The organism is Pseudomonas sp. FG43, from assembly GCF_057809175.1.
This window is the reverse complement of sequence record NZ_JBMDJL010000008.1, coordinates 93,367-114,208: the sequence shown is the minus strand read 5'-3', so window position 1 is coordinate 114,208 and position 20,842 is coordinate 93,367. Positions and strand designations below refer to the sequence as shown.

The window sequence follows — 20,842 nt, the reverse complement described above, 5'->3', positions numbered from 1 at the left end:
TGCATGCGCCTGAACATGACCGCATAACAGCTTGTCAATCTTTCGACGCGCGCCTATTAAAGACAGAATAAAAACAATACCTTTTTTCAAAAAAGGGACACTGCTACGCCTGATTGAAAGTTTAAAACTTTAAAATCATCGTCAACACCAAAAGGACTTTCCACATGCTCAAGAAGACCTGCCTGGCTCTCTTTGCAACTGCCGTACTGGCCACGGGTAACGCCCATGCCGCCTGTGCCAACCTCAACGTCAACGGCAGTGGAGCCAATGTCCTCGCCCAAGGCGATGCCATTGTCTATGGCCCTTACAGCATTTCATGTGCCGGGCCACAGAGCTTCACCTTCCAGGATCTGTCAGCGACAAACAGCAATAACTCGATCAAGCATATTTTCGAGAAACAGAACGGCTCCACCTGGACCGTCGTTTCCAGCAGCACCAGCACCGGCGCAGCGTCCGTTACCAAAAGCTTTTTCATCAGCACTAACGGCACTTACCGTTATCGGATAGAAAACGTCGGCACCTCAAGAATCGCGAACTGGACAATGAGTGGCCGAGTCACCTTGTTCACCATTCCGGGCACGCTGTAACTCTATCGTTCATTAAAGCCCTTTACACATTTAACAAAAATAATACCTTTTTAAAAAAGGAATACTGCTACGCCTGATTGAAAGCTTAAAACCTTAAATCATTGCCAACACCAAAAGGATTTACACATGCTCAAGAAGACTTTCCTGGCCCTCTTTGCGACTGCCGTATTGGCCACGACCAATGCCTATGCCGCCTGTATCAACCTCAACATCAACCGCAGCGGTTCCGATGTTTACCCTCAGGGTGAGACCGTTGTCTATGGTCCCTACACCACTTCATGTGCAGCAACACAGACCTTCAGGTTGCAAGACTTGTCGTCACGATTTGTCACCAACAATATCAAGCACATTTTCGAGAAACAGAACGGTGCCACCTGGACCGTCATTTCCAGCACCACTAGCTATGGTGGCGCATCACTGAGCTTTTACGCCCCCACTCCAGGCACCTACCGCTACCGGATCGAAAACGTAGGCACCACGCCTATCGCGAACTGGACAGCGAGTGGCAGAATCTCCATCTAACTGAACAGCCTGGCAGCGAGTACGGTGTACTCCTGCCAGCCTTCATGATCGGTTTGAACATCCTTCTATAGCGAATTCATTCGCGAAAAATGTCTTCGCGGATAAATCCGCTCCTACCCCATCGCCCACCGCAAGCTTACGAAATGCCGAAAATATAGGACGTTTCTTACAGTCTTATCCCTTTCATGCGCATGAACTTTCCTAGAAAATCCTACCCCCTTGCATGGGTGTTTTTGGCTCTCTAGGCTGTGTCGGTCACTGCTCATCAGTGATCGGGTTTAGCAGCCCTCAGGACATACTCACCATGCAAAAGTACTGCTTATGGCGGCTTTGCGTGGGGCACCTTCGGGTGCGCCGGTTTTTTTGGTGAGTATTCCCCGGTCTGCTAACCCGCGACAAAGCCGCCACCCTCAATCGTTTAGCAGCGAGTGAAAGGTGGCCCCATAAGGAATGCTTACCATGAAAAAAGTAACGCCCGATCCACCAGCCCCGTCACTCGAAGAATCCCTGCTACACGTCTCCGATCTGCTGCGTTGCGCAGCCGCTACCGCCTACGAATCCGGCGACAGCCTCAACGGCCCGAAACGCGACCTGGCCTTTTCTGTCGTGCATCTGATCGGCATGGCCCGAACCGAACTCGATCGCTCGCTGGAACGGGTTGAGCCGCGCTGACACAACCTCTGTAGGAGCGAATTCATTCGCGAGAGGCCCATACATCCGAAGAAAATGTATCGACTTCAAATGACGTCTCGCGGATAAATCCGCTCCTACCCACTTCATCACTCACTCAATTACCAAACTGCCTCCCCAACCCCGCCGGAACCCCACTGGCATCTGTCGCCTGCCATGGGCCATCAGGGCGAGTGGACCAGCTCCAGCCGTTGTTCCATTGGTAGTAGGTGCGCTGGCGGTAGAAGGTATTGGGCTGGTCGTCCATCACGTACACGCCCATGCGCGCATCCCAGTGGCTGTTGCCGCCCGGTGGCGGGGCGAAGCTGGCGGAGGTTTTCGGCGCAGGTGCCGGGGCCTTGGGCGGGGTTTTAGGGGTGGTCGGGCGTGGGCTGCCGGGTTGCTGGCTGCCCGGCAAGGACTGGATGGGTTCCTGGCCATGGGGTTCGGGTGGCTGAACCGCACAAGCACTCAAACCAAGAGCCAGACCCAATAAGGTAATGCGTGCGGTGCGGTACATAAGCGATTCTCTATTTGTCTGGACTGTCGATAGTTAACGCCTGCTGTGCCGTGATGCTACTGGCCAGTGGCTGGCTGCGGCCGATCCACTCACCGGTGGTTGGCTGCCCTGCACGGGACACCCGTGCAACCAGTTGGACTTGCGCAAAGTTCGACAGTTTCAGTTGCGGCATCATTGCGTCGGAATCACCCAGCTCGACCTGCGCCGGCAGGTCGGCCACGGTGATGCGCTTGACCGCCAGAGGTGCCGGCGGGCCGTTCACGGCACGGGCAAAGATGAATACGCTGTCGCCCGGCTGGACACTGGCCTTGAGCGCTGGTGCCAGGTCGACACGCACTTTGATACGCGCAGCATCGGCAACGGCCGGAGCCGCCTTTACCCCCAGGTTTTCGCGGGCACGGGCAATGCCGCCTTCCAGTGCCGAGCGGGACGGGTCCTGTGGGGGCAATACGCCCAGCAGACGGGTCCAGTAATCCACCGCGACCTGATAGCGCTCGCTTTCGAAGGCGGCGATACCCAAGAGCCCAAGGCTGGTGGCCTCTCGCGGATCGGCTGTGAGGGCTTCGTCGGTCAAAGCCTGGACCTGAGGTGTGAATCGCTTGTCGCTGGCGAAGTACAAGGCCTGCGCCCATTGCCCCAGCAGTTCCGGCTGACGCCCGGCCAGGGCCACGGCCCGCTCAAGCATTTTTGCGGCATCGCCCGGACGTTCCTGGGCCATGTAGCTGCGGGCCAGAAAGTAAAAGCCTTCGGCCGAATCCGGCTGAGCCTCGACCGTGCGTTCAAGACGCCGGGTCATGTCCGCCAGGGAAGTCGGCGGCTGGGAGAACTCACGGGCCAGTTCGACCTTGTCGCTGGCCCCGTAATGCAGGTAGAGGCCCATACCGAGAACCGGCACCAGTACCGCCGCCAGCAAAGGCAGGGACTTGCCCAGCCGCGAGTTGCGCACAGGCCCGGTGTCTTCGGTATCGGCCAGCAGTTCCCGCGCCGCTTCCGCACGGCCGCTCTGCATCTGCGCGGCAGACAACACGCCCTCCTCCTGCTGGCCTTGCAACTCGGCCACGCGCTCTTGATACAACGCGACGTTGAGGGCGGTGCGATCCTCTTCCTGTTGCACATGACGACCGCGCAGGATCGGGATCAACAAGAAACTCAGAGCCACCAGTAGCAGCAAGCCGGCTGCCATCCAGAAATCGATCATTCTCGGTTTTTATCCAACAGATGGGCGAGGCGCTGACGCTCCTCCTCGGAAAGAACATCGGCCTCTTCGCGGCGTTCACCGCGGCGGCGACCAACAATCACGCCAATCACGACCAGCCCGAGAAGCAGCAACGCGGCCGGGCCGAACCAGAGCAGCCAGGTGCGCGAACTCAGTTGCGGGTTGTAGCGCACGAATTCGCCGTAACGATTGACCATGAACTCGACGATCTGCTGATTGCTCTGGCCTTCACCGAGCATGCGGTAGATTTCCTTGCGCAGGTCAGCGGCAATCGGTGCGTTGGAGTCGGCGAGGTCCTGGTTCTGGCATTTGGGGCAACGCAGCTCCTTGGTCAGCTCGCTGTAACGGGCACGCTCGGCTTCGTCGCGAAACTGATAGGCATCGATGGCCGCCTGGGCGAAACCGGCCAGACCAAGGCTCAGGACAGCAGCAGTCAACCAGCGCTTCATGGCCTGCCCTCATCGACCAGCGCCTGATACAGGCCGGCCAGTTTTTCCCGCCAGACTGTCTCGTCGATCACGCCGACGTACTTGTGGCGGATGATGCCATTGCTGTCGATCAGGAAGGTTTCAGGTGCGCCATAGACACCCAGGTTCACGCCCAGCGAGCCTGCTTCGTCGCGGATATTGAGCTGGTAGGGATCGTGGAAATCCTTGAGCCACTTGATCGCGTCGGCGTTCACATCCTTGTAGTTGATGCCATAGATCACAACGCCTTGCTGCATCAGCTTGTTGAGCACCGGATGCTCGACACGACAGGCGACACACCAGGTTCCCCACACATTCACCAGTGCCGGTTTGCCCAGCAGATCGGCGCGGGTCAATACCTTGTCGCTCTCGACCTGCGGCAGGGAGAACTCGGGGAATGGCTTGTCGATCAGCGCCGAAGGCAGCTCGGCGGGGTCCAGGTAAAGACCGCGATAGAGAAACACTGCGACAACCAGAAAGATTGCCAGTGGCAGCACCATGATCCAACGCTTCATACCGCCGCTCCCTCCATGCCCAGCGCTTCACTCACTTTATTCTTGACCTTGACCCGGTAACGCCTGTCCATCGCTGCAAGCACTCCACCCAGGCCGGTCAGCAGACCGCCGAACCAGATCCAGCGCACGAACGGTTTGACGTGGACCCGAACCGCCCAGGCGCCGTTGCCCAAGGGCTCGCCAAGGGCGACATACAGGTCGCGTGTCACACCCGCGTCGATACCGGCCTCGGTCATCATCGATTGCTGCACGGTGTAGAGGCGTTTTTCCGGATGCAGCACCGAAATCACTTTGCCGTCCTGCAAGACCCGGACAGTGCCGCGATCGGAGGTGAAGTTCGGCCCTTCGTAGTGCCTGGCTCCCTCGAACACGAACTGATAGCCGCCCAGTTCGGTGGACTCGCCGGGGGCCAGACGCAGGTCGCGCTCGGCGCTGTTCTGGCTCGACAGCACGACACCCAGCGCGCAGACCGCAATCCCGATGTGCGCCAGCTGCATGCCCCAATAGCTGCGGCTCAGACCGCGAGCGCCCTTGAGCAGGCCTTTATGGCGGGTCTTGTCCAGAAGGTCCCGAACACCCGCCAGCAGCACCCAGGCCGCCAGCATGAAGGTGGCCATCACCGCCCAGTGGAAATCCCCCAGTACGAAACCGGCGATAACCGCCAATACCGCACTGCCGATCAGCACTGGCGCCAACATGCCCAACAGCCATTTCAATGGCGTGTCTTTCCAGCGTACCAATACACCGACCGCCATCACCACCATCAACACCCCCATCAGCGGCACGAACAGCGCATTGAAATACGGTGGGCCGACCGACATCTTGGCGCCGCTCACGGCATCGAGTACCAGCGGATAGAGCGTGCCGAGCAGGATCATGGAAGCCGCGACCACCAGCACCAGGTTATTGCCCAGCAACAGCGTCTCGCGGGACCACAGGCCAAAACCCACATGGCTTTTCACCACCGGGGCGCGGACGGCAAACAGTGTCAGCGAGCCGCCCACTACCATCAGCAGGAATATCAGGATGAACACGCCACGCTCCGGGTCGGAGGCGAAGGCATGCACGGAGGTCAGCACGCCGGAACGCACCAGGAACGTACCCAGCAGACTCAGGGAAAACGCCGCAATGGCCAGCAATACTGTCCAGCTTTTGAAAACACCGCGCTTTTCCGTGACCGCCAGCGAGTGAATCAGCGCCGTGCCCACCAGCCAGGGCATGAAGGACGCATTCTCTACCGGGTCCCAGAACCACCAGCCGCCCCAGCCCAGTTCATAATAGGCCCACCAGGAACCCAGAGTGATGCCGATCCCCAGAAACGCCCAGGCGACGATGGTCCACGGACGCGACCAGCGCGCCCACGCCGCATCCAGACGTCCGCCCAGCAAGGCAGCGATGGCAAAGGCGAAGGCCACAGAGAAACCGACATAGCCCATGTACAGCATCGGCGGATGCACGATCAGGCCAATGTCCTGCAACAGCGGGTTGAGATCACGGCCATTGGCCGGAACCTGCGGCAGGATGCGCGAGAACGGGTTGGAGGTCAGGATCAGGAACGACAGAAAGCCGACGCTGATCATGCCCATCACTGCCAGCACCCGAGCCAGCATGATCTGCGGCAATTGCCGGGAGAAGACCGATACGGCAAAGGTCCAGCCGCTGAGGATCAAGGCCCAGAGCAGCAAGGAACCTTCATGGGCGCCCCAGACGGCGCTGAACTTGTAATACCAGGGCAAGGCGCTGTTGGAATTCTGTGCGACGTAAGCCACCGAGAAATCATCGACCATGAAGGCATGGGTCAGGCAACCGAACGCGAAGACCAGAAAGCTGAATTGCCCCCAGGCAGCGGGACGCGCCAATCCCATCCAGAGGCGGTCGCCTCGCCAGGCACCCAGCAGCGGTACGATGGCCTGCACGATAGACAGGCACAGCGCCAGAATCATGGCCAGATGGCCGAGTTCAGGAATCATGGCTCAACCCTGCTTCGATGGTGTGGGGGATGGAGCCGGAGCGGACTGACCGCTTTCCTGCAACGCCTTGGTCACTTCGGGCGGCATGTACTTCTCGTCATGCTTGGCCAGCACTTCATCAGCCACGACCACGCCCTCGGCGTTGAGCTTGCCCAGCGCAACAATGCCCTGCCCTTCACGGAACAGATCCGGCAGGATGCCGCGATAGGTGATGGTTACGGATTTGCTGAAGTCGGTGACCACAAACCGGACATCCAGAGAGTCGGACGAGCGTTGCAACGACCCCTTCTCGACCATACCGCCCGCCCGGATGCGTGTGTCCAGCGGTGCTTCGCCGTTGGCGATCTGGGTCGGGGTGTAAAACAGGTTGATGTTTTCCTTCAGGGCACTGAGCGCCAGGGCCAGGGCAATGCCGACCCCGGCCAGTATTGCGAGGATGATCAACAGACGCTTCTTGCGCAGCGGATTCACTTCTTGCTCTCCCAGCGCAGACGACGCGCCTCTTGTTGCAGGTAACGCCGACGCGCCAGCAACGGCAGCGCCACATTGAGAATCAGCACGAACAGGCAGATACCGTAAGCCGACCAGACGAACAGGCCATGGCGACCCATGGCCAGAAAATCACTGAATGACTCGAAACTCACTGTGCGCCTCCGCTGCTTGAAGAAGGTCGGCTTGCCGGATCCTGGCCGAGACTGGCGAGGACTTCGGCTTTCACCCAGCTGGCACGCGACTCGCGCTTGAGCACTTCAAGGCGCATGCGCACCAGCAGGACCGCACCGAAGAAGCAGTAGAAGCCCAATGTCGTGAACAGCAGCGGCAGCCACATTTCAGCGGGCATTGCCGGTTTTTCCGTCAGCGTGAAGGTCGCGCCCTGATGCAGGGTGTTCCACCACTCCACCGAGTACTTGATGATCGGAATGTTCACGACCCCGACGATGGCCAGCACCGCACAGGCTTTGGCGGCACTGTCGCGGTTGGTGATGGCGTTGCCCAGAGCGATCAGCCCGAAGTACAGGAACAGCAGAATCAGCATGGACGTCAGGCGTGCATCCCACACCCACCATGAACCCCAGGTCGGCTTGCCCCAGATGGCTCCGGTGACCAGCGCCACGGCCGTCATCCAGGCGCCGATGGGCGCCGCGCTCTGCAATGCGACATCGGCCAGCTTCATCTTCCAGACCAGACCGACCACGCCACAGACTGCCAGCATCACGTAACAGGACTGGGCCAGCATGGCAGAGGGAACGTGGATGTAGATGATGCGAAAGCTGTTGCCCTGCTGGTAGTCAGGTGGCGCAAAGGCCAGGCCCCAGACCGTGCCGGTGCCGATCAGCAGCACGGCGGCAATGCTGAGCCAGGGCAACATGCGCCCACTGATGCCATAAAACCACTTCGGCGAACCGAGCTTGTGGAACCAGGCCCAACTGATGCTGTTTTTCATCACGCTGCTTTTCATCACGGTGTATCCCGGGTTTTTACTGATGGCCGGCATTTGCCAGCCTCAGAACCTCAATTATTCGCCGACGCTGATCTTCAGGCCGGCGGCTATTGCAAAGGGTGTCAGGGTTACAGCCAAAGCGGTCAGGCTACCAAGCCAGAGTAGATAACCGGTTGCCGGCATGCCTTGCAGTGCGGCTTGCAATGCGCCACTGCCCAGGATCAGTACCGGGATATACAGCGGCAGGATCAACAAGGCGAGCAACAGGCCACCCCGCTTCAAACCGACTGTCAGTGCGGCTCCGACTGCCCCCAGCAAACTCAGCACTGGCGTTCCCAGTAGCAGGGAAAACAGCAGAACCGGCAAGCATTGGGTGGGCAGGCCGAGCATGAGCGCCAGCAACGGCGCCAACAATACCAGTGCCAGCCCGGAAAAAACCCAGTGTGCCAGCACTTTGGCCAGAACAAGAAGCGCCAGAGGGTGTGGCGAAAGGACCCATTGCTCCAGTGATCCGTCCTCGAAATCACTGCGGAACAGGCCGTCCAGCGAGAGCAGGACCGATAAAAGCGCAGCGACCCAGAGCAGCCCTGGCGACAAGGTTTGCAACAATTGAGTCTGCGGGCCGACCGCCAGTGGGAACAATGCAATCACGATAGCGAAAAAAACCAGTGGGTTGAGCAGCTCCGCCGGGCGACGCACAAGCAGACGCGCCTCACGGGCGAGCAGAAGGGTAAAGACATTGCTCATACCGACCACTGTCCCAGATCAATATCCCGATAACCCGCCGGAATGCGGGTCAGTGTGTGATGGGTGGTCATGACGATCATTCCGCCTTGTTCACAGTGTTGGGCCAGATGGTTTTCCAGTTGCGCGACACCCTGTTTGTCCAGGGCGGTGAAAGGCTCGTCGAGAATCCATATCGGTGGCGCCGCCAGATACAGACGCGCCAGCGCGACGCGCCGCTGCTGCCCGGCCGACAGGGTGTGGCACGGCACATCCTCGAAACCCCGCAAACCGACGGCGTCGAGTGCCTGCCAGATATCGCAGACCTGCACCGGCTGATGCAAGGCACAGAGCCAGCTGAGGTTTTCCACCGGTGTCAGCAGGTCCTTGATCCCGGCGGCATGGCCGATCCACAGCAGGTTACGCGCAAGCTCGGCGCGCTGGCCCTCAAGTGGCAGGCCATTGAGACGAACCTCCCCGCTCGTGGGCTGCATCAGCCCGGACAACAACCGCAGCAGGCTGGTCTTGCCACTGCCATTGGGGCCGCTGATCTGTACCATATCGCCCGTATCGAGGCGCAGCTCGAAATGCTCGAACAGCATGCGCCAGTCACGTTCACAAGACAGACTGTCAGCTTCCAGAAGGGGGGTCGCGAGGGTCATCGATGGCTTCCAGCATTGCGTTGACGTCGTGAGGCATAACGTACAGGGCGCAAACAGAGAAAGGGTGGTTCAAGTCGGCATTGAAACGGCCGTTACATTGGTGCAACTTTATTTCCGGGCCATGCGTGGCCGGCATTATACATGTGTGTCCTGATACCAAGAGGGCAACTTCCAAGGTCGAGATTCAATGACGGGCGATATCACCAGCGTTCCTGCCGCTACACCTGCTACAGCTCTGTTGAAGGCGGGAATTACCCAGGCGCAGGTCCTGACGTTGCTCAATGCGGCAGAAAACCTCGTGCCCGAAGGTGAAACCGCCGAAGCCGAGGTGCTGACCCTCAAACAGGTCAACCAGCAATTCCAGTTACTGCTCAGGCTGATGCTCAGCAATGGCAGTCAGACCAACCTGCCGGTCAACAGCAACCTGCCCTTCACACCGGGCACCACCCTGCAAGTAGCCCAAGCTTCGCCCAATGAACTGACGCTGACCTTGCAGCAGATCAACAATGCGTTGAAAAACTCGCAAACCAGCATAGATCTTAAACAGTTACCTGTGGGGACTCTGCTGCAAGGCAAGGTCATGACCAGCCAGGTCGTCAGCCAGTTGGCGGGGCAAGCCTTGGCAGGCGCAGGCAACCCGCAGGTCTATCGCTCGATCGTGATGCTGCTCAATACCGCTCAGGCGGGTGCCAGCCTGACCATCGAGAGCCCGCAGCCATTGACCGTCGGCAGCCTGCTCAGCGCCCAGGTGCAGGGCAACCAGTCCTTGAACTTCGTCCCCCTGCCCGGCCGTCTCGATCAACTGGCGGTCGCGCAGCAACTGGCCACTCAACAGAATCGTCAGGGCTCGCTGGAAAACCTGATTGCGGCTCTGCAAAACCTGCCACGCGGCAATACAGCGATTCCCGCGCCATTGCAGGCCAGTATCAACCAGTTGCTGGCCGGCATTCCCGATATCGAGCAGATGAGAACATCGGGGAATGTAGCCCAGGCACTCAATGCCAGTGGCATGTTCATGGAGGCCAAGTTGCTGGCGGGCCTGAACCCGATGCAGGCACCGGACATGAAGGCCAACCTGATGCGCCTGATCGCCCAGATATTGCCCGAACTGCCGGGTAACGCTTCTTACAATGCGGCGGCTGCCTCCAACATGCTGACGCGAGTCATCCCCAGCACGATCCGCAACGCCCTGGGCACGCTGGGCCTGGTAGCACCGCGCCCGCAACCGACCAGCTTCCCCCTGCCCTCGCGCGATGTAAGCGGTGGTGACAAGGAAGAGGATCTGGAAATACTCCTCAAACTTGCAGCGGCGGCAGTGTCGCGCCTGCAAAGCCATCAACTGGGCGGTCTGGAGCAGACCCGCACCAATGCCGACGGCACGCAGGTCACCACCTGGCAGATGGAAGTGCCGATGCGCAACGCCCATGACATCGTGCCTTTGCAGGTCAAGATGCAGCGTGAGGACGCACCGGAACAGGAAACCGCCGAGGACCAGGACAGCAACGAAGTCAAAGGGCCTCGGGAAAAGCTCTGGCGCATAGAGCTGGCGTTCGATCTGGAGCCGTTGGGGCCTTTGCAGGTCAGTGCGCAGTTGATCAGTGGCACGCTGTCCAGCCATCTCTGGGCCGAGCGCCCCAACAGTGCAGCCTTGATCGGCCAGGAACTGGGTTATCTGCGTGAACGGCTGATCGCCTGTGGTCTGGCAGTAGGCGAACTGGCTTGCAGCCACGGAGCCCCACCCCAAGGCCCGCGCACCACTCTTGAACAACGCTGGATCGACGAGAACGCCTGATGAGCCTACCTGACCACATGCCTCGTCAGGCCATCGCCCTGACCTACGACGGCCAAAAGGCCCCGACACTGAGCGCCAAAGGCGACGATCAACTGGCGGAAGCGATTCTGGCGATTGCCCGGGAGCATGAAGTCCCGATCTACGAAAATGCCGAGCTGGTCAAATTGCTGGCGCGCATGGAGCTGGGTGACAGCATTCCCGAGCAGTTGTACCTGACCATCGCCGAAATCATCGCGTTTGCCTGGCACCTCAAAGGCAAGTTCCCCGCAGGCCAGGACCCGGATGCCCCACCCATCGAGCGGGATATCACGCCTCGGTAAACAACCTCAAGGATAGGCTGGACACAATCCGGGGGAGCGGCCTTGGCCGCGACAGCATTCTGAAGTGCGCTGAAAATGTGTTGCCTTCAAGCAGGTCGTCACGGCCAAGGCCCCTCCCACATCAGGCGCAATGACCATGTGAGAGGGAGCTTGCCTGCGACGAGGGCTTACAGACTGGTTACTGATCCGCAGTGTTGCGATGCAGTTTGCTCATCAATTGCGCTTCGGCCTGGGTCAGGCCGCAGGATTGAGTCAGCTCATCGACACTTGCACCCATGCCGACCAGGCGTGCAGCCTGGGCGAAGGACAGCGTGGAGGGATCGCGCTGTTCAAGGGCCGTGAGCTTGTCAGGCAGAGGTGCAACCATCGCACGCAACTCATGCAGGTCTTCCCCCATGCGCACCGTGCCGTTCTGGAAGGTGTCCACACGCTTGGCCAACTCCCGGAGCCGCTGGTCCCGCAAGGCACTGGCCGCATCACGTTCAGCATCAAGCAGCCGCTGACGCTTGGTATGGGCCAGGAACATTCCCAGGGTCACAGCCCAGAGAATGCCCAGGAAGACAACTGCTGCCTCAAGAATCAATCAGATGTTCTCCAGCTCGGACCACTCTTCCTCGGACATCATCTTGTCCAGCTCAACCAGAATCAGCAGTTCGCCGTTCTTGTTGCAGACGCCCTGAATGAACTTGGCCGTTTCGTCGTTGCCCACGTTCGGCGCGGTTTCGACTTCAGACTGACGCAGGTAAACCACTTCAGCCACGCTGTCGACCAGAATACCGACGACTTGCTTGTCGGCTTCGATGATCACGATACGGGTGTTGTCGCTGACTTCCACCGGAGCCAGGCCGAAGCGCTGACGGGTGTCGATCACGGTCACAACGTTACCGCGCAGGTTGATGATGCCCAACACATAGCTTGGCGCACCCGGCACAGGAGCGATTTCGGTGTAACGCAGCACTTCCTGGACCTGCATCACATTGATGCCGTACGACTCGTTGTCCAGACGGAAAGTCACCCACTGCAGGATAGGATCTTCGGAACCTTGTGCAGACGTCTTATTCATACCCCTAACCCCTCACGTGTGTACTCTGCGGGCAACGCCTCTGGCGCCAACCCATGATTATTTCGATTTGTTCAACTGCTTGACCGCGCCACTGGCTATCAACTCGGCCAACTCTGCAACATCTACCAACGCGCACATATGCTCGATCACTGTCCCGGCCAGCCATGGACGCTGGCCACGATGGCCTCGCCACTTGATCTCGGCCGGATCGAGGCGCAGTGAACGGCTGACCTGATGCACCGCCAGCCCCCACTCGTAGCCTTGAACCGAGATCACATACTGCAATCCCTGGCGAAAATCGTCGCGGTAGCGATCAGGCATGATCCAGCGCGCTGTATCCAATACTTTCAGGTTGCCTGCCTGACTGGGCAGGATCCCGAGAAACCAGTCCGGCTGACCGAACAACGGTGTCAATTCCTGGCCCGCCAGAGGATAGATCGACCCCAGGCATATCAGCGGTACGGCCAACGTCAAACCCGCTACATCAAACAACAGGCACTCGAAAGGCTCTTCAGCCCAGGCCGGACGCCCCTCACGGGTTGGCGGCGGAGTCGGCGTGCGTTGCCCGACGGCAGTACTCAACTGCACGACAGGTTCGACCACGTCCACCGTCGGCACGGCAACAGGCACTGCCACTTCGGCAACCACAGCCTCGGCAACCACCACCGGCGCCGGCACCACAACAGGCGTCACGACCGGCGCGACAACCGGCGCAGCCACAGCCACGGGGACAGCCACCGGAGCAGGTGCCGCAACAGCGACAGCAACGGGCTTGGCCTGTTGTTGTCTGCGCGCATCCAGTGCTTGCTCTTCGAGCACTGCAGCCTGGAACTCGTCAATGGTATTCGACGGTTCTTCCAGTTCTTCAGTGGCATCCTGAAGCAAGGCATCCAGATACGACTGCAATGCCAGTTTTGGTCGTGTAGCAACTTCTAAAGGGCGGTTCATACCGGGGCCCAACAAAAAATGGAGCGAGTGCCACCTGCTAAGGTTATCGGCCGCATTGAGGCCTGACTTGAGCGGGCTGCACAGAAAGAATAAGGGCGCACGTCAAGCCACCTGAGCCGTAAGCTGCTCGGAGAGCATGTGTTTGAGCAGTGCGCGGTAAGCCATGACACCGCGGCTCTTGCCGTCGTTCTGCGAAGGTGTGACACCCGCCCTGCTGGCATCGCGCAGACGGGTATCGACGGGCACGTAAGCTTTCCAGACATGGTCGGGAAAACTGTCGCGCAGCAACTTGAGCGTGCCCATGGATGCCTGGGTCCGGCGGTCGAACAGGGTTGGCACGATGGTGTACGGCAAAGGCGTCTTGCGCGAACGATTGATCATCGCCAGGGTGTTGACCATACGCTCCAGGCCTTTGACAGCCAGGAACTCGGTCTGGACCGGAATGGCAAGCTGCTGGCTGGCAGCCAGGGCATTGACCATCAACACACCCAGCAAGGGAGGGCTGTCGATCAAGGCATAGTCAAAATCCTGCCACAACTGCGCAAGGCTCTTGGCGATGACCAGACCCAGGCCGCTCTGGCCGGGCGACTGGCGCTCCAGCGTGGCCAGGGCCGTGCTGGAAGGCAACAGGGAAATACGTTCGTCACTGGTCGGCAACAGCAACTGACCGGGCAAGCCGTCAGGAACCGAGCCCTTGTGCAGGAACAGATCGAAGACGCTGTGCTCCAGCTCGTCGGGGTTGTGCCCGAAGTAACTGGTCATGGAGCCGTGGGGGTCCAGATCGACCACGACCACGCGCTTGCCCGCATCAGCCAGTAATCCGGCCAGGGCAATGGTCGTAGTGGTCTTGCCGACTCCACCTTTTTGATTGGCTACTGCCCAGACTCTCATTGATGTTTTTCCTTCCGCACAACGACGACCATATCGATAACGACTGCTAGAGGGCGGGTGACGGAGAATTGACGGAGTTCGCTCGTACCGGCGGCTTTGCTGGCACAGGTGCAGTTTGTGTGCCAGCACGCCTCAATGCCGCATCAGGTTGTGCATTGGCCGTTCCGGTACTGGTCAGACTACGCCGTACATCGAGATTACGCGAAATGACCAGCACCACGCGACGGTTCTTTGCACGCCCCGACGCTGTGCTGTTGGTGGCAATCGGCTGGAACTCGCCATACCCCACCGAAGCCAGCCTGGCAGGATTGACTCCATCCATGGCCAGCATGCGCACGATGCTCGCGGAACGGGCCGAAGACAGCTCCCAGTTGGTCGGGTACTGAGCCGTGCTGATAGGCTGGTCGTCAGTGAAACCTTCTACGTGGATCGGGTTGTCGAAGCGTTTGACGATCCCGGCCACCTTTTCAATGATGGTGAAAGCCTTGTCGCTGGGCATTGCATCACCACTGCCAAACAACAGGCTCGAATTGAGTTCGATCTCTATCCACAACTCGTTGCCGCGCACGGTCATCTGGTCGGACTTGATCAGATCGCCAAAGGCATCGCGCACATCGTTGGCGATGGTCTGTAGCGGGTCATCGGACTTCTGGCCGATACCGGCATCGGTCTGCTCGCTGTCCTTGATCAACGGCTCGGCAGGCGTGACGCTCTGCGGACGCTGCTCGCCGATTGGAATGGGCTTCATGGTGCGCTCGGCGTCGTTGAACACACCGACCAGCGCCTGGGACAGAATCTTGTACTTGCCTTCGTTGATCGACGAAATCGAGTACATCACCACGAAAAAGGCAAACAGCAGGGTAATGAAGTCGGCATAGGAAACCAGCCAACGCTCATGATTCTCGTGCTCTTCGGGCGGACGACGTCGAGCCATGAGGCATTACTCCATGAAGCCTTGCAGCTTGAGTTCGATGGAGCGCGGGTTCTCGCCCTCTGCAATGGAAAGCAGACCTTCGAGCAGCATTTCCCGGTAACGGGCCTGACGATGGGCAATGTTCTTGAGCTTGTTGGCCACCGGCAAGAGGATCAGGTTGGCAATCGCGACGCCATAGATGGTTGCAACGAAAGCCACGGCGATACCGCTGCCCAACTGGCTTGGATCAGCCAGGTTGCCCATCACATGGATCAGGCCCATGACCGCACCGATGATCCCCACAGTCGGCGCATAGCCGCCCATGCTTTCAAATACCTTGGCAGCATGGATATCGCGAGTTTCCTGGGTAATGAAGTCCACTTCCAGAATGCTGCGAATCGCTTCAGGCTCTGCACCGTCCACCAGCAATTGCAGGCCTTTGCGGGCATAGTTGTCGGGTTCGGTGTCGGCAACCGACTCCAGCCCCAGCAGACCTTCCTTGCGGGCAGTCAGGCTCCAGGCAATGACCCGGTCGATGCCGCCCGCCAGATCGATGCGTGGCGGGAACAGAATCCAGCCCACGATCTGCATGGCGCGCTTGAAAGAGCTCATCGGCGACTGCAACAGCGAAGCACCCAGAGTACCGCCCAGCACGATCAAGGCTGCCGGACCGTTGACCAGGGCACTCAGGTGTCCACCTTCGAGAAAGTTACCACCGATGATCGCAACGAACGCCAGGATAAGACCGATAAGACTCAATACATCCATCAGATACAGGCCTCGACCAGATGCCTGCCGATATCGTCCAGGCTGTAGATCGCATCTGCCAGATCGGCTTTGACAATCGCCATTGGCATGCCGTAGATCACGCAGCTCGCTTCATCCTGCGCCCAGATGCTGCTGCCGCCCTGCTTGAGCAGCCGTGCGCCTTCACGGCCATCGGCACCCATGCCGGTCAACACTACGGCCAGCACCTTGTCACCATAGGACTTGGCAGCCGAACCGAACGTGATGTCCACGCAGGGTTTGTAATTGAGGCGTTCGTCACCCGGCAGGATTTTCACCGTGCCGCGGCCATCCACCATCATCTGCTTGCCACCGGGCGCCAGTAACGCCAGACCCGGACGCAGGATGTCGCCATCCTCGGCTTCCTTGACGCTGATGTTGCACAGCTTGTCCAGACGCTCGGCAAAAGCCTTGGTAAACGCTGCCGGCATATGCTGAATCAAGACCAGCGGTGCCGGAAAATTGGCAGGCAATTGAGTCAGGACTCGCTGCAACGCAACCGGGCCACCGGTAGACGTACCAATTGCTACCAGCTTGTAGGCTTTGCGCTTGGGCGCGCCCGAATGAGCGGGCGGTGCGGGTGCGTGATGAGCAGGCGCATGAGCGGCCGGAGCCGCAGCAGTGCGCGATGGCACGGTGCGGGCGGCGGGTGCTGGCGCAGAAGCACGACCTGGCGCAGCAGCCGGAGCCGGTGCTGACGCAGCAGGTGCCGCTGCCGGCGCACTTACGCCACTGAAACGACGATTGCTGCGCGCGATGCTGTTGATCTTCTCGCACAGCAGTTGCTTGACCTTCGTCGGGTTACGCGAAATGTCTTCGAAATTCTTGGGCAGGAAATCCACTGCACCGGCATCCAGCGCATCCAGCGTTACGCGGGCACCTTCATGGGTCAGTGAAGAGAACATCAGGACCGGAGTCGGGATGCGCTGCATGATGTGGCGAACCGACGTAATGCCATCCATCATCGGCATTTCGTAGTCCATGGTGATCACGTCCGGCTTTAGTGCCAGAGCCTGTTCGATTGCTTCCTTGCCATTTGTCGCCGTACCGACGACCTGGATGTTGGGGTCCGAAGAGAGAATTTCCGATACGCGGCGGCGGAAGAAACCGGAATCATCCACCACCAGGACCTTGACTGCCATAAACACTCCAATAGGCGCAGCAGGCAGCATGTGCTGCCCGCTACCCCAGAATCAAATACGCCGTGCGGCGTAACGCTTGAGCATGCTCGGTACATCCAGAATCAAGGCGATGCGACCGTCACCGGTAATGGTGGCGCCCGACATACCCGGCGTGCCTTGCAACATCTTGCCCAGCGGTTTGATAACCACTTCTTCCTGACCGACCAGTTGATCGACCACGAAGCCGATACGCTGGGTGCCAACCGAAAGGATCACCACATGGCCTTCATGCTGTTCTTCGTAAGCGGCAGAGCTGATCAGCCAGCGCTTGAGGTAGAACAGTGGCAAGGCCTTGTCACGCACGATCACGACTTCCTGACCATCGACGACGTTGGTAGTCGACAGGTCCAGGTGGAAGATTTCGTTGACGTTGACCAACGGGAAGGCAAAGGCCTGGTTGCCCAGCATCACCATCAGGGTCGGCATGATTGCCAGGGTCAAAGGCACCTTGATGACAATCTTGGAGCCCTGGCCCTTGGTGGAGTAGATGTTGATCGTACCGTTGAGCTGGGCAATCTTGGTTTTCACCACGTCCATGCCCACACCGCGTCCGGAGATATCGGAAATCTCGGATTTGGTCGAAAAACCTGGAGCAAAGATCAGGTTGTAGCAATCGGTGTCGCTCAGGCGGTCGGCAGCATCCTTGTCCATCACGCCACGCTTCACAGCGATGCCGCGCAGAACGTTAGGGTCCATCCCCTTGCCGTCGTCGGAGATCGACAACAGGATATGGTCACCTTCCTGTTCGGCCGAAAGAATCACACGACCGCCACGGGACTTGCCTGAGGCTTCGCGCTCTTCGGGAGTTTCGATACCGTGGTCGACCGCGTTGCGCACCAAGTGGACCAACGGGTCGGCAAGCGCCTCTACGAGGTTCTTGTCCAGGTCGGTTTCTTCACCAACCAGCTCCAGGTTGATCTCTTTCTTGAGCTGACGCGCCAGGTCGCGAACCAGTCGCGGGAAGCGACCGAAGACTTTCTTGATCGGCTGCATGCGGGTTTTCATCACCGCAGTCTGCAGGTCGGCCGTCACCACATCCAGGTTCGACACAGCCTTGGACATGGCTTCGTCGCCACTGTTGAGACCCAGGCGAACCAGACGGTTACGCACCAGCACCAGTTCGCCGACCATGTTCATGATCTCGTCCAGGCGCGCAGTATCGACCCGCACGGTGGTTTCCGCTTCGGACGCAACAGGCTTTTCAGCAGCGCCGCCAGCAGCAGGAGCACGAGCCGGTGCCGCAGCAGCAGGTGCTGCTGGTTTGGCGGCTGGTGCCGGGGCCGGAGCTGGAGCCGGCTTGGCTGCAGCAGGTGGCGGAGGCGGTGGAGGCGCAGTTGCTGCCGCATTACCGGCAACAGCCTGAGGCTCGAACTTGCCCTTGCCATGCAGCTCATCGAGCAGGTTCTCGAACTCGCTATCCGTGATTTCATCGCTGGCCGCCGCAGCAGGAGCTGCTGGTGCCTTGGCAGGTGCAGCCGCTGCTGCAACCGGAGCCGCAGCGACACCGCCATCGAACGAACCCTTGCCATGCAACTGATCGAGCAAGGCTTCAAATTCGTCGTCGGTAATTTCATCGCTGGCAGGTGCAGCGCCACTGGCCGGGGCAGCCGCTACTGGAGCGGGTGCAGGCGCAGCCACGGCATCAGGCGCAAACTGGCCCTTGCCATGCAACTGATCGAGCAGCGACTCGAATTCCTGATCGGTGATTTCATCGCTGGCCGCAGGCGCTGCCGCAGTTGCAGCAGGCGCTGCATCAGCCTTGGCCGCGCTCATGGTGTCGAGCAGGTGCTCGAACTCGGCGTCGGTGATGTCATCGCTAGCAGCGGGCTCAACGGGAGCCGCCTCGACCACAGGAGGTGGTGGAGGTGGAGCCGCCTCGGCCTGCTGAGCCGACTGTGGCTCTGCAAGACGCGACAGCGCAGCCAGCAGTTCTGGAGTCGCAGGCGTAAGATCGGTCCGCTCGCGCACCTGACCGAACATGCTGTTGACTGTATCCAGAGCTTCAAGGACCACGTCCATCAATTCGGCGTCAACGCGGCGCTCACCCTTGCGAAGGATGTCGAACACGTTTTCGGCGATGTGGCAGCACTCCACCAGCTCATGGAGCTGGAGGAAGCCGGCGCCCCCTTTTACAGTGTGAAAACCGCGAAAAATTGCATTGAGCAGATCCGCATCATCTGGTCGGCTTTCCAGCTCGACCAACTGTTCAGACAACTGCTCCAGAATTTCGCCGGCCTCTACCAGAAAATCCTGAAGGATCTCTTCATCGGCGCCGAAGCTCATTGGGGTGCTCCCTAAAATTAACCGTCAACAGACCTAGAAGCCAAGGCTCGATAGCAGATCGTCTACATCATCCTGTCCGGATACGACGTCTTCACGTTTATCGGCATGAATCTGCGGACCTTCACCCTGCGTGATATGTTTTTTAGGATCTTTTTCAGCAAGGATCGCTTTTTCGTCATGTTCGATGCCCGCAAAGCGGTCGACATGACTGGCCATGAGGACCAGTTTGAGCAGATTGCTTTCGACTTCAGTGACCAGCTGCGTAACGCGCTTGATCACCTGACCGGTAAGATCCTGATAATCCTGGGCCAGCAGAATGTCATTGAGATGGCTGGCAACGGTATGAGCTTCGGATTCGGTACGGGACAGGAAACCGTCGACACGCTTGGCCAGATCACGAAACTCTTCAGCACCGATTTCCCGACGCATGAAACGCCCCCAGTCCGCGCTCAGCGACTTGGCATCTTCGCTCAGCCCGTTCATCAGCGGCGTGCTCTGCTCTACCAGGTCCATCGTGCGGTTGGCCGCATTCTCGGTCAGTCGTACAACATACGACAGACGATCGGCGGCATCAGTGATCTGCGACACTTCTTCGGCTTGCGGCATGTTCGGGTCAATATGAAAATTGACGATCGCACTATGCAGTTCGCGAGTCAGCTTGCCGACTTCCTGATACAGGCCACGATCACGAGCCTGGTTGAGCTCATGGATCAATTGCACGGCATCACCGAAGCGGCCTTTTTCAAGGCTGGCAACCAGTTCCTGCGCGTGTTTCTTCAGGGTTGACTCGAAGTCACCCAGTGAATCGTTGTTGTCCATAGCGCCCTCGCGGCATGCATCAGCTGTTGACGCGTTCAAAGATCTTTTCGATCTTCTCTTGCAGCACTTGGGCCGTGAACGGTTTCACGACGTAACCGTTCACACCAGCCTGGGCAGCTTCAATGATCTGCTCACGCTTGGCTTCAGCGGTCACCATCAGTACCGGGAGACTTTTGAGACGCTCATCCTGACGCACCTGACGCAACAGATCGATACCGGTCATGCCAGGCATGTTCCAGTCAGTCACCAGAAAGTCAAAGGAACCGCTTTGAAGCATCGGCAAGGCAGTGATGCCGTCGTCCGCTTCGGATGTGTTGGTGAACCCCAGGTCACGCAACAGATTTTTTATGATCCGCCGCATCGTTGAGAAGTCATCAACGATGAGGATTTTCATGTTCTTGTCCAATTCGACCTCCAAGCAGTCTTTAACGCATTCAGCACCTGAACACGCTGTTCACTCAATACTGGCACAGCACACCCCCGGCTGTACGAAAACGACGACGGGCTTGGCAAAACAACAAAACAGAAACCTGAACCAGCAGGCCATAGGCTCT

25 protein-coding genes are annotated in these 20,842 nt (G+C 59.1%); 5 read left to right on the top strand and 20 right to left on the bottom strand.

The features are described from left to right. The first annotated feature begins 164 nt into the window (after positions 1-164). The 3 genes from ACODS3_RS11905 (at position 165) to ACODS3_RS11895 (ending at position 1,781) form a co-directional block, all read left to right on the top strand. Entirely contained in the window at positions 165-587 is a 423-nt protein-coding gene (locus ACODS3_RS11905) for a hypothetical protein (protein WP_201018457.1), read from the top strand. A 126-nt stretch (positions 588-713) separates the two neighbouring features. Next, entirely contained in the window at positions 714-1,109 is a 396-nt protein-coding gene (locus ACODS3_RS11900; RefSeq protein WP_025260851.1) for a hypothetical protein, read from the top strand. A 459-nt stretch (positions 1,110-1,568) separates the two neighbouring features. Next, the gene (locus tag ACODS3_RS11895; protein ID WP_201018456.1) at positions 1,569-1,781 is read left to right on the top strand and encodes a DUF6124 family protein; all 213 of its coding nucleotides are present in this window, start codon (positions 1,569-1,571) and stop codon (positions 1,779-1,781) included. A gap of 115 nt (positions 1,782-1,896) precedes the next feature. Here ACODS3_RS11895 and ACODS3_RS11890 read toward each other — a convergent pair whose 3' ends face one another. The 10 genes from ACODS3_RS11890 to ccmA form a co-directional block, all read right to left on the bottom strand. After that, a complete protein-coding gene (locus tag ACODS3_RS11890) occupies positions 1,897-2,298 on the bottom strand; it encodes a hypothetical protein (protein WP_025260854.1) in 402 nt (133 codons plus the stop codon). A gap of 10 nt (positions 2,299-2,308) precedes the next feature. Next, positions 2,309-3,496, bottom strand: coding sequence for a c-type cytochrome biogenesis protein CcmI (gene ccmI / locus ACODS3_RS11885; RefSeq protein ID WP_201018453.1), 1,188 nt, complete (start codon positions 3,494-3,496; stop codon positions 2,309-2,311). Beyond that, positions 3,493-3,963, bottom strand: coding sequence for a cytochrome c-type biogenesis protein (locus ACODS3_RS11880; protein WP_201004669.1), 471 nt, complete (start codon positions 3,961-3,963; stop codon positions 3,493-3,495). The genes ccmI and ACODS3_RS11880 overlap by 4 nt, the downstream gene beginning before the upstream one ends. Beyond that, entirely contained in the window at positions 3,960-4,496 is a 537-nt protein-coding gene (locus ACODS3_RS11875) for a DsbE family thiol:disulfide interchange protein (protein WP_095066870.1), read from the bottom strand. The genes ACODS3_RS11880 and ACODS3_RS11875 overlap by 4 nt, the downstream gene beginning before the upstream one ends. Beyond that, a complete protein-coding gene (locus tag ACODS3_RS11870) occupies positions 4,493-6,466 on the bottom strand; it encodes a heme lyase CcmF/NrfE family subunit (RefSeq protein WP_489034388.1) in 1,974 nt (657 codons plus the stop codon). The genes ACODS3_RS11875 and ACODS3_RS11870 overlap by 4 nt, the downstream gene beginning before the upstream one ends. A gap of 3 nt (positions 6,467-6,469) precedes the next feature. Then, positions 6,470-6,937, bottom strand: a complete 468-nt coding sequence (gene ccmE, locus ACODS3_RS11865) for a cytochrome c maturation protein CcmE (protein WP_201004675.1) — start codon at positions 6,935-6,937, stop codon at positions 6,470-6,472. Next, positions 6,934-7,110, bottom strand: coding sequence for a heme exporter protein CcmD (gene ccmD / locus ACODS3_RS11860; RefSeq protein ID WP_122316650.1), 177 nt, complete (start codon positions 7,108-7,110; stop codon positions 6,934-6,936). Before ccmD ends, ccmE begins: the two co-directional genes overlap by 4 nt. Next, positions 7,107-7,910 carry a heme ABC transporter permease gene (locus tag ACODS3_RS11855; RefSeq protein WP_489034508.1) on the bottom strand — a complete coding sequence of 268 codons (804 nt, stop codon included), beginning with the start codon at positions 7,908-7,910 and terminating at the stop codon, positions 7,107-7,109. Before ACODS3_RS11855 ends, ccmD begins: the two co-directional genes overlap by 4 nt. Before the next feature lie 72 nt (positions 7,911-7,982). Beyond that, a complete protein-coding gene (gene ccmB / locus ACODS3_RS11850) occupies positions 7,983-8,654 on the bottom strand; it encodes a heme exporter protein CcmB (RefSeq protein ID WP_025260862.1) in 672 nt (223 codons plus the stop codon). Next, positions 8,651-9,292 carry a cytochrome c biogenesis heme-transporting ATPase CcmA gene (gene ccmA / locus ACODS3_RS11845; protein WP_201018449.1) on the bottom strand — a complete coding sequence of 214 codons (642 nt, stop codon included), beginning with the start codon at positions 9,290-9,292 and terminating at the stop codon, positions 8,651-8,653. The genes ccmB and ccmA overlap by 4 nt, the downstream gene beginning before the upstream one ends. Positions 9,293-9,479: 187 nt before the next feature. On the opposite strand from ccmA, the gene fliK reads away from it, so the two are divergent. Both fliK and ACODS3_RS11835 read left to right on the top strand, forming a co-directional pair. Continuing rightward, a complete protein-coding gene (gene fliK / locus ACODS3_RS11840; RefSeq protein WP_095066868.1) occupies positions 9,480-11,084 on the top strand; it encodes a flagellar hook-length control protein FliK in 1,605 nt (534 codons plus the stop codon). Continuing rightward, positions 11,084-11,404, top strand: a complete 321-nt coding sequence (locus ACODS3_RS11835) for an EscU/YscU/HrcU family type III secretion system export apparatus switch protein (RefSeq protein ID WP_201018447.1) — start codon at positions 11,084-11,086, stop codon at positions 11,402-11,404. The genes fliK and ACODS3_RS11835 overlap by 1 nt, the downstream gene beginning before the upstream one ends. A gap of 178 nt (positions 11,405-11,582) precedes the next feature. Here ACODS3_RS11835 and ACODS3_RS11830 read toward each other — a convergent pair whose 3' ends face one another. The 10 genes from ACODS3_RS11830 to ACODS3_RS11785 form a co-directional block, all read right to left on the bottom strand. Continuing rightward, positions 11,583-11,987 carry a DUF2802 domain-containing protein gene (locus ACODS3_RS11830; RefSeq protein WP_201018446.1) on the bottom strand — a complete coding sequence of 135 codons (405 nt, stop codon included), beginning with the start codon at positions 11,985-11,987 and terminating at the stop codon, positions 11,583-11,585. Further along, entirely contained in the window at positions 11,988-12,467 is a 480-nt protein-coding gene (locus ACODS3_RS11825) for a chemotaxis protein CheW (protein ID WP_025260867.1), read from the bottom strand. 57 nt (positions 12,468-12,524) lie between these two features. Next, the gene (locus ACODS3_RS11820) at positions 12,525-13,415 is read right to left on the bottom strand and encodes a CheW domain-containing protein (protein ID WP_489034383.1); all 891 of its coding nucleotides are present in this window, start codon (positions 13,413-13,415) and stop codon (positions 12,525-12,527) included. Between the two features lie 102 nt (positions 13,416-13,517). After that, complete coding sequence (locus ACODS3_RS11815; RefSeq protein ID WP_221575707.1) at positions 13,518-14,306, bottom strand: ParA family protein; 789 nt, start codon at positions 14,304-14,306, stop codon at positions 13,518-13,520. Between the two features lie 46 nt (positions 14,307-14,352). Continuing rightward, positions 14,353-15,240 carry a flagellar motor protein MotD gene (gene motD, locus ACODS3_RS11810; RefSeq protein WP_201004689.1) on the bottom strand — a complete coding sequence of 296 codons (888 nt, stop codon included), beginning with the start codon at positions 15,238-15,240 and terminating at the stop codon, positions 14,353-14,355. A 6-nt stretch (positions 15,241-15,246) separates the two neighbouring features. Then, a complete protein-coding gene (locus tag ACODS3_RS11805) occupies positions 15,247-15,987 on the bottom strand; it encodes a flagellar motor protein (RefSeq protein ID WP_201004690.1) in 741 nt (246 codons plus the stop codon). After that, positions 15,987-17,147 (bottom strand): protein-glutamate methylesterase/protein-glutamine glutaminase, encoded by a 1,161-nt coding sequence (locus ACODS3_RS11800; protein ID WP_489034380.1) that lies wholly within the window; start codon positions 17,145-17,147, stop codon positions 15,987-15,989. The genes ACODS3_RS11805 and ACODS3_RS11800 overlap by 1 nt, the downstream gene beginning before the upstream one ends. A 51-nt stretch (positions 17,148-17,198) precedes the next feature. Continuing rightward, positions 17,199-19,469, bottom strand: coding sequence for a chemotaxis protein CheA (locus ACODS3_RS11795; RefSeq protein ID WP_304574350.1), 2,271 nt, complete (start codon positions 19,467-19,469; stop codon positions 17,199-17,201). 33 nt (positions 19,470-19,502) lie between these two features. After that, positions 19,503-20,288 carry a protein phosphatase CheZ gene (locus tag ACODS3_RS11790; RefSeq protein WP_201004693.1) on the bottom strand — a complete coding sequence of 262 codons (786 nt, stop codon included), beginning with the start codon at positions 20,286-20,288 and terminating at the stop codon, positions 19,503-19,505. A gap of 19 nt (positions 20,289-20,307) precedes the next feature. After that, a complete protein-coding gene (locus ACODS3_RS11785) occupies positions 20,308-20,682 on the bottom strand; it encodes a chemotaxis response regulator CheY (RefSeq protein ID WP_183134005.1) in 375 nt (124 codons plus the stop codon). Between the last annotated feature and the right edge of the window lie 160 nt (positions 20,683-20,842).

Bases quoted from the DNA above. Each gene is read 5' to 3' on its own strand.
- ACODS3_RS11905 (WP_201018457.1), top strand. From the start codon at position 165: ATGCTCAAGAAGACCTGCCTGGCTCTCTTTGCAACTGCCGTACTGGCC.
- ACODS3_RS11900 (WP_025260851.1), top strand. From the start codon at position 714: ATGCTCAAGAAGACTTTCCTGGCCCTCTTTGCGACTGCCGTATTGGCC.
- ACODS3_RS11895 (WP_201018456.1), top strand. From the start codon at position 1,569: ATGAAAAAAGTAACGCCCGATCCACCAGCCCCGTCACTCGAAGAATCC.
- ACODS3_RS11890 (WP_025260854.1), bottom strand. From the start codon at position 2,298: ATGTACCGCACCGCACGCATTACCTTATTGGGTCTGGCTCTTGGTTTG.
- ccmI (WP_201018453.1), bottom strand. From the start codon at position 3,496: ATGATCGATTTCTGGATGGCAGCCGGCTTGCTGCTACTGGTGGCTCTG.
- ACODS3_RS11880 (WP_201004669.1), bottom strand. From the start codon at position 3,963: ATGAAGCGCTGGTTGACTGCTGCTGTCCTGAGCCTTGGTCTGGCCGGT.
- ACODS3_RS11875 (WP_095066870.1), bottom strand. From the start codon at position 4,496: ATGAAGCGTTGGATCATGGTGCTGCCACTGGCAATCTTTCTGGTTGTC.
- ACODS3_RS11870 (WP_489034388.1), bottom strand. From the start codon at position 6,466: ATGATTCCTGAACTCGGCCATCTGGCCATGATTCTGGCGCTGTGCCTG.
- ACODS3_RS11855 (WP_489034508.1), bottom strand. From the start codon at position 7,910: ATGAAAAACAGCATCAGTTGGGCCTGGTTCCACAAGCTCGGTTCGCCG.
- ccmB (WP_025260862.1), bottom strand. From the start codon at position 8,654: ATGAGCAATGTCTTTACCCTTCTGCTCGCCCGTGAGGCGCGTCTGCTT.
- ccmA (WP_201018449.1), bottom strand. From the start codon at position 9,292: ATGACCCTCGCGACCCCCCTTCTGGAAGCTGACAGTCTGTCTTGTGAA.
- fliK (WP_095066868.1), top strand. From the start codon at position 9,480: ATGACGGGCGATATCACCAGCGTTCCTGCCGCTACACCTGCTACAGCT.
- ACODS3_RS11835 (WP_201018447.1), top strand. From the start codon at position 11,084: ATGAGCCTACCTGACCACATGCCTCGTCAGGCCATCGCCCTGACCTAC.
- ACODS3_RS11825 (WP_025260867.1), bottom strand. From the start codon at position 12,467: ATGAATAAGACGTCTGCACAAGGTTCCGAAGATCCTATCCTGCAGTGG.
- ACODS3_RS11820 (WP_489034383.1), bottom strand. From the start codon at position 13,415: ATGAACCGCCCTTTAGAAGTTGCTACACGACCAAAACTGGCATTGCAG.
- ACODS3_RS11815 (WP_221575707.1), bottom strand. From the start codon at position 14,306: ATGAGAGTCTGGGCAGTAGCCAATCAAAAAGGTGGAGTCGGCAAGACC.
- motD (WP_201004689.1), bottom strand. From the start codon at position 15,240: ATGGCTCGACGTCGTCCGCCCGAAGAGCACGAGAATCATGAGCGTTGG.
- ACODS3_RS11805 (WP_201004690.1), bottom strand. From the start codon at position 15,987: ATGGATGTATTGAGTCTTATCGGTCTTATCCTGGCGTTCGTTGCGATC.
- ACODS3_RS11800 (WP_489034380.1), bottom strand. From the start codon at position 17,147: ATGGCAGTCAAGGTCCTGGTGGTGGATGATTCCGGTTTCTTCCGCCGC.
- ACODS3_RS11795 (WP_304574350.1), bottom strand. From the start codon at position 19,469: ATGAGCTTCGGCGCCGATGAAGAGATCCTTCAGGATTTTCTGGTAGAG.
- ACODS3_RS11790 (WP_201004693.1), bottom strand. From the start codon at position 20,288: ATGGACAACAACGATTCACTGGGTGACTTCGAGTCAACCCTGAAGAAA.
- ACODS3_RS11785 (WP_183134005.1), bottom strand. From the start codon at position 20,682: ATGAAAATCCTCATCGTTGATGACTTCTCAACGATGCGGCGGATCATA.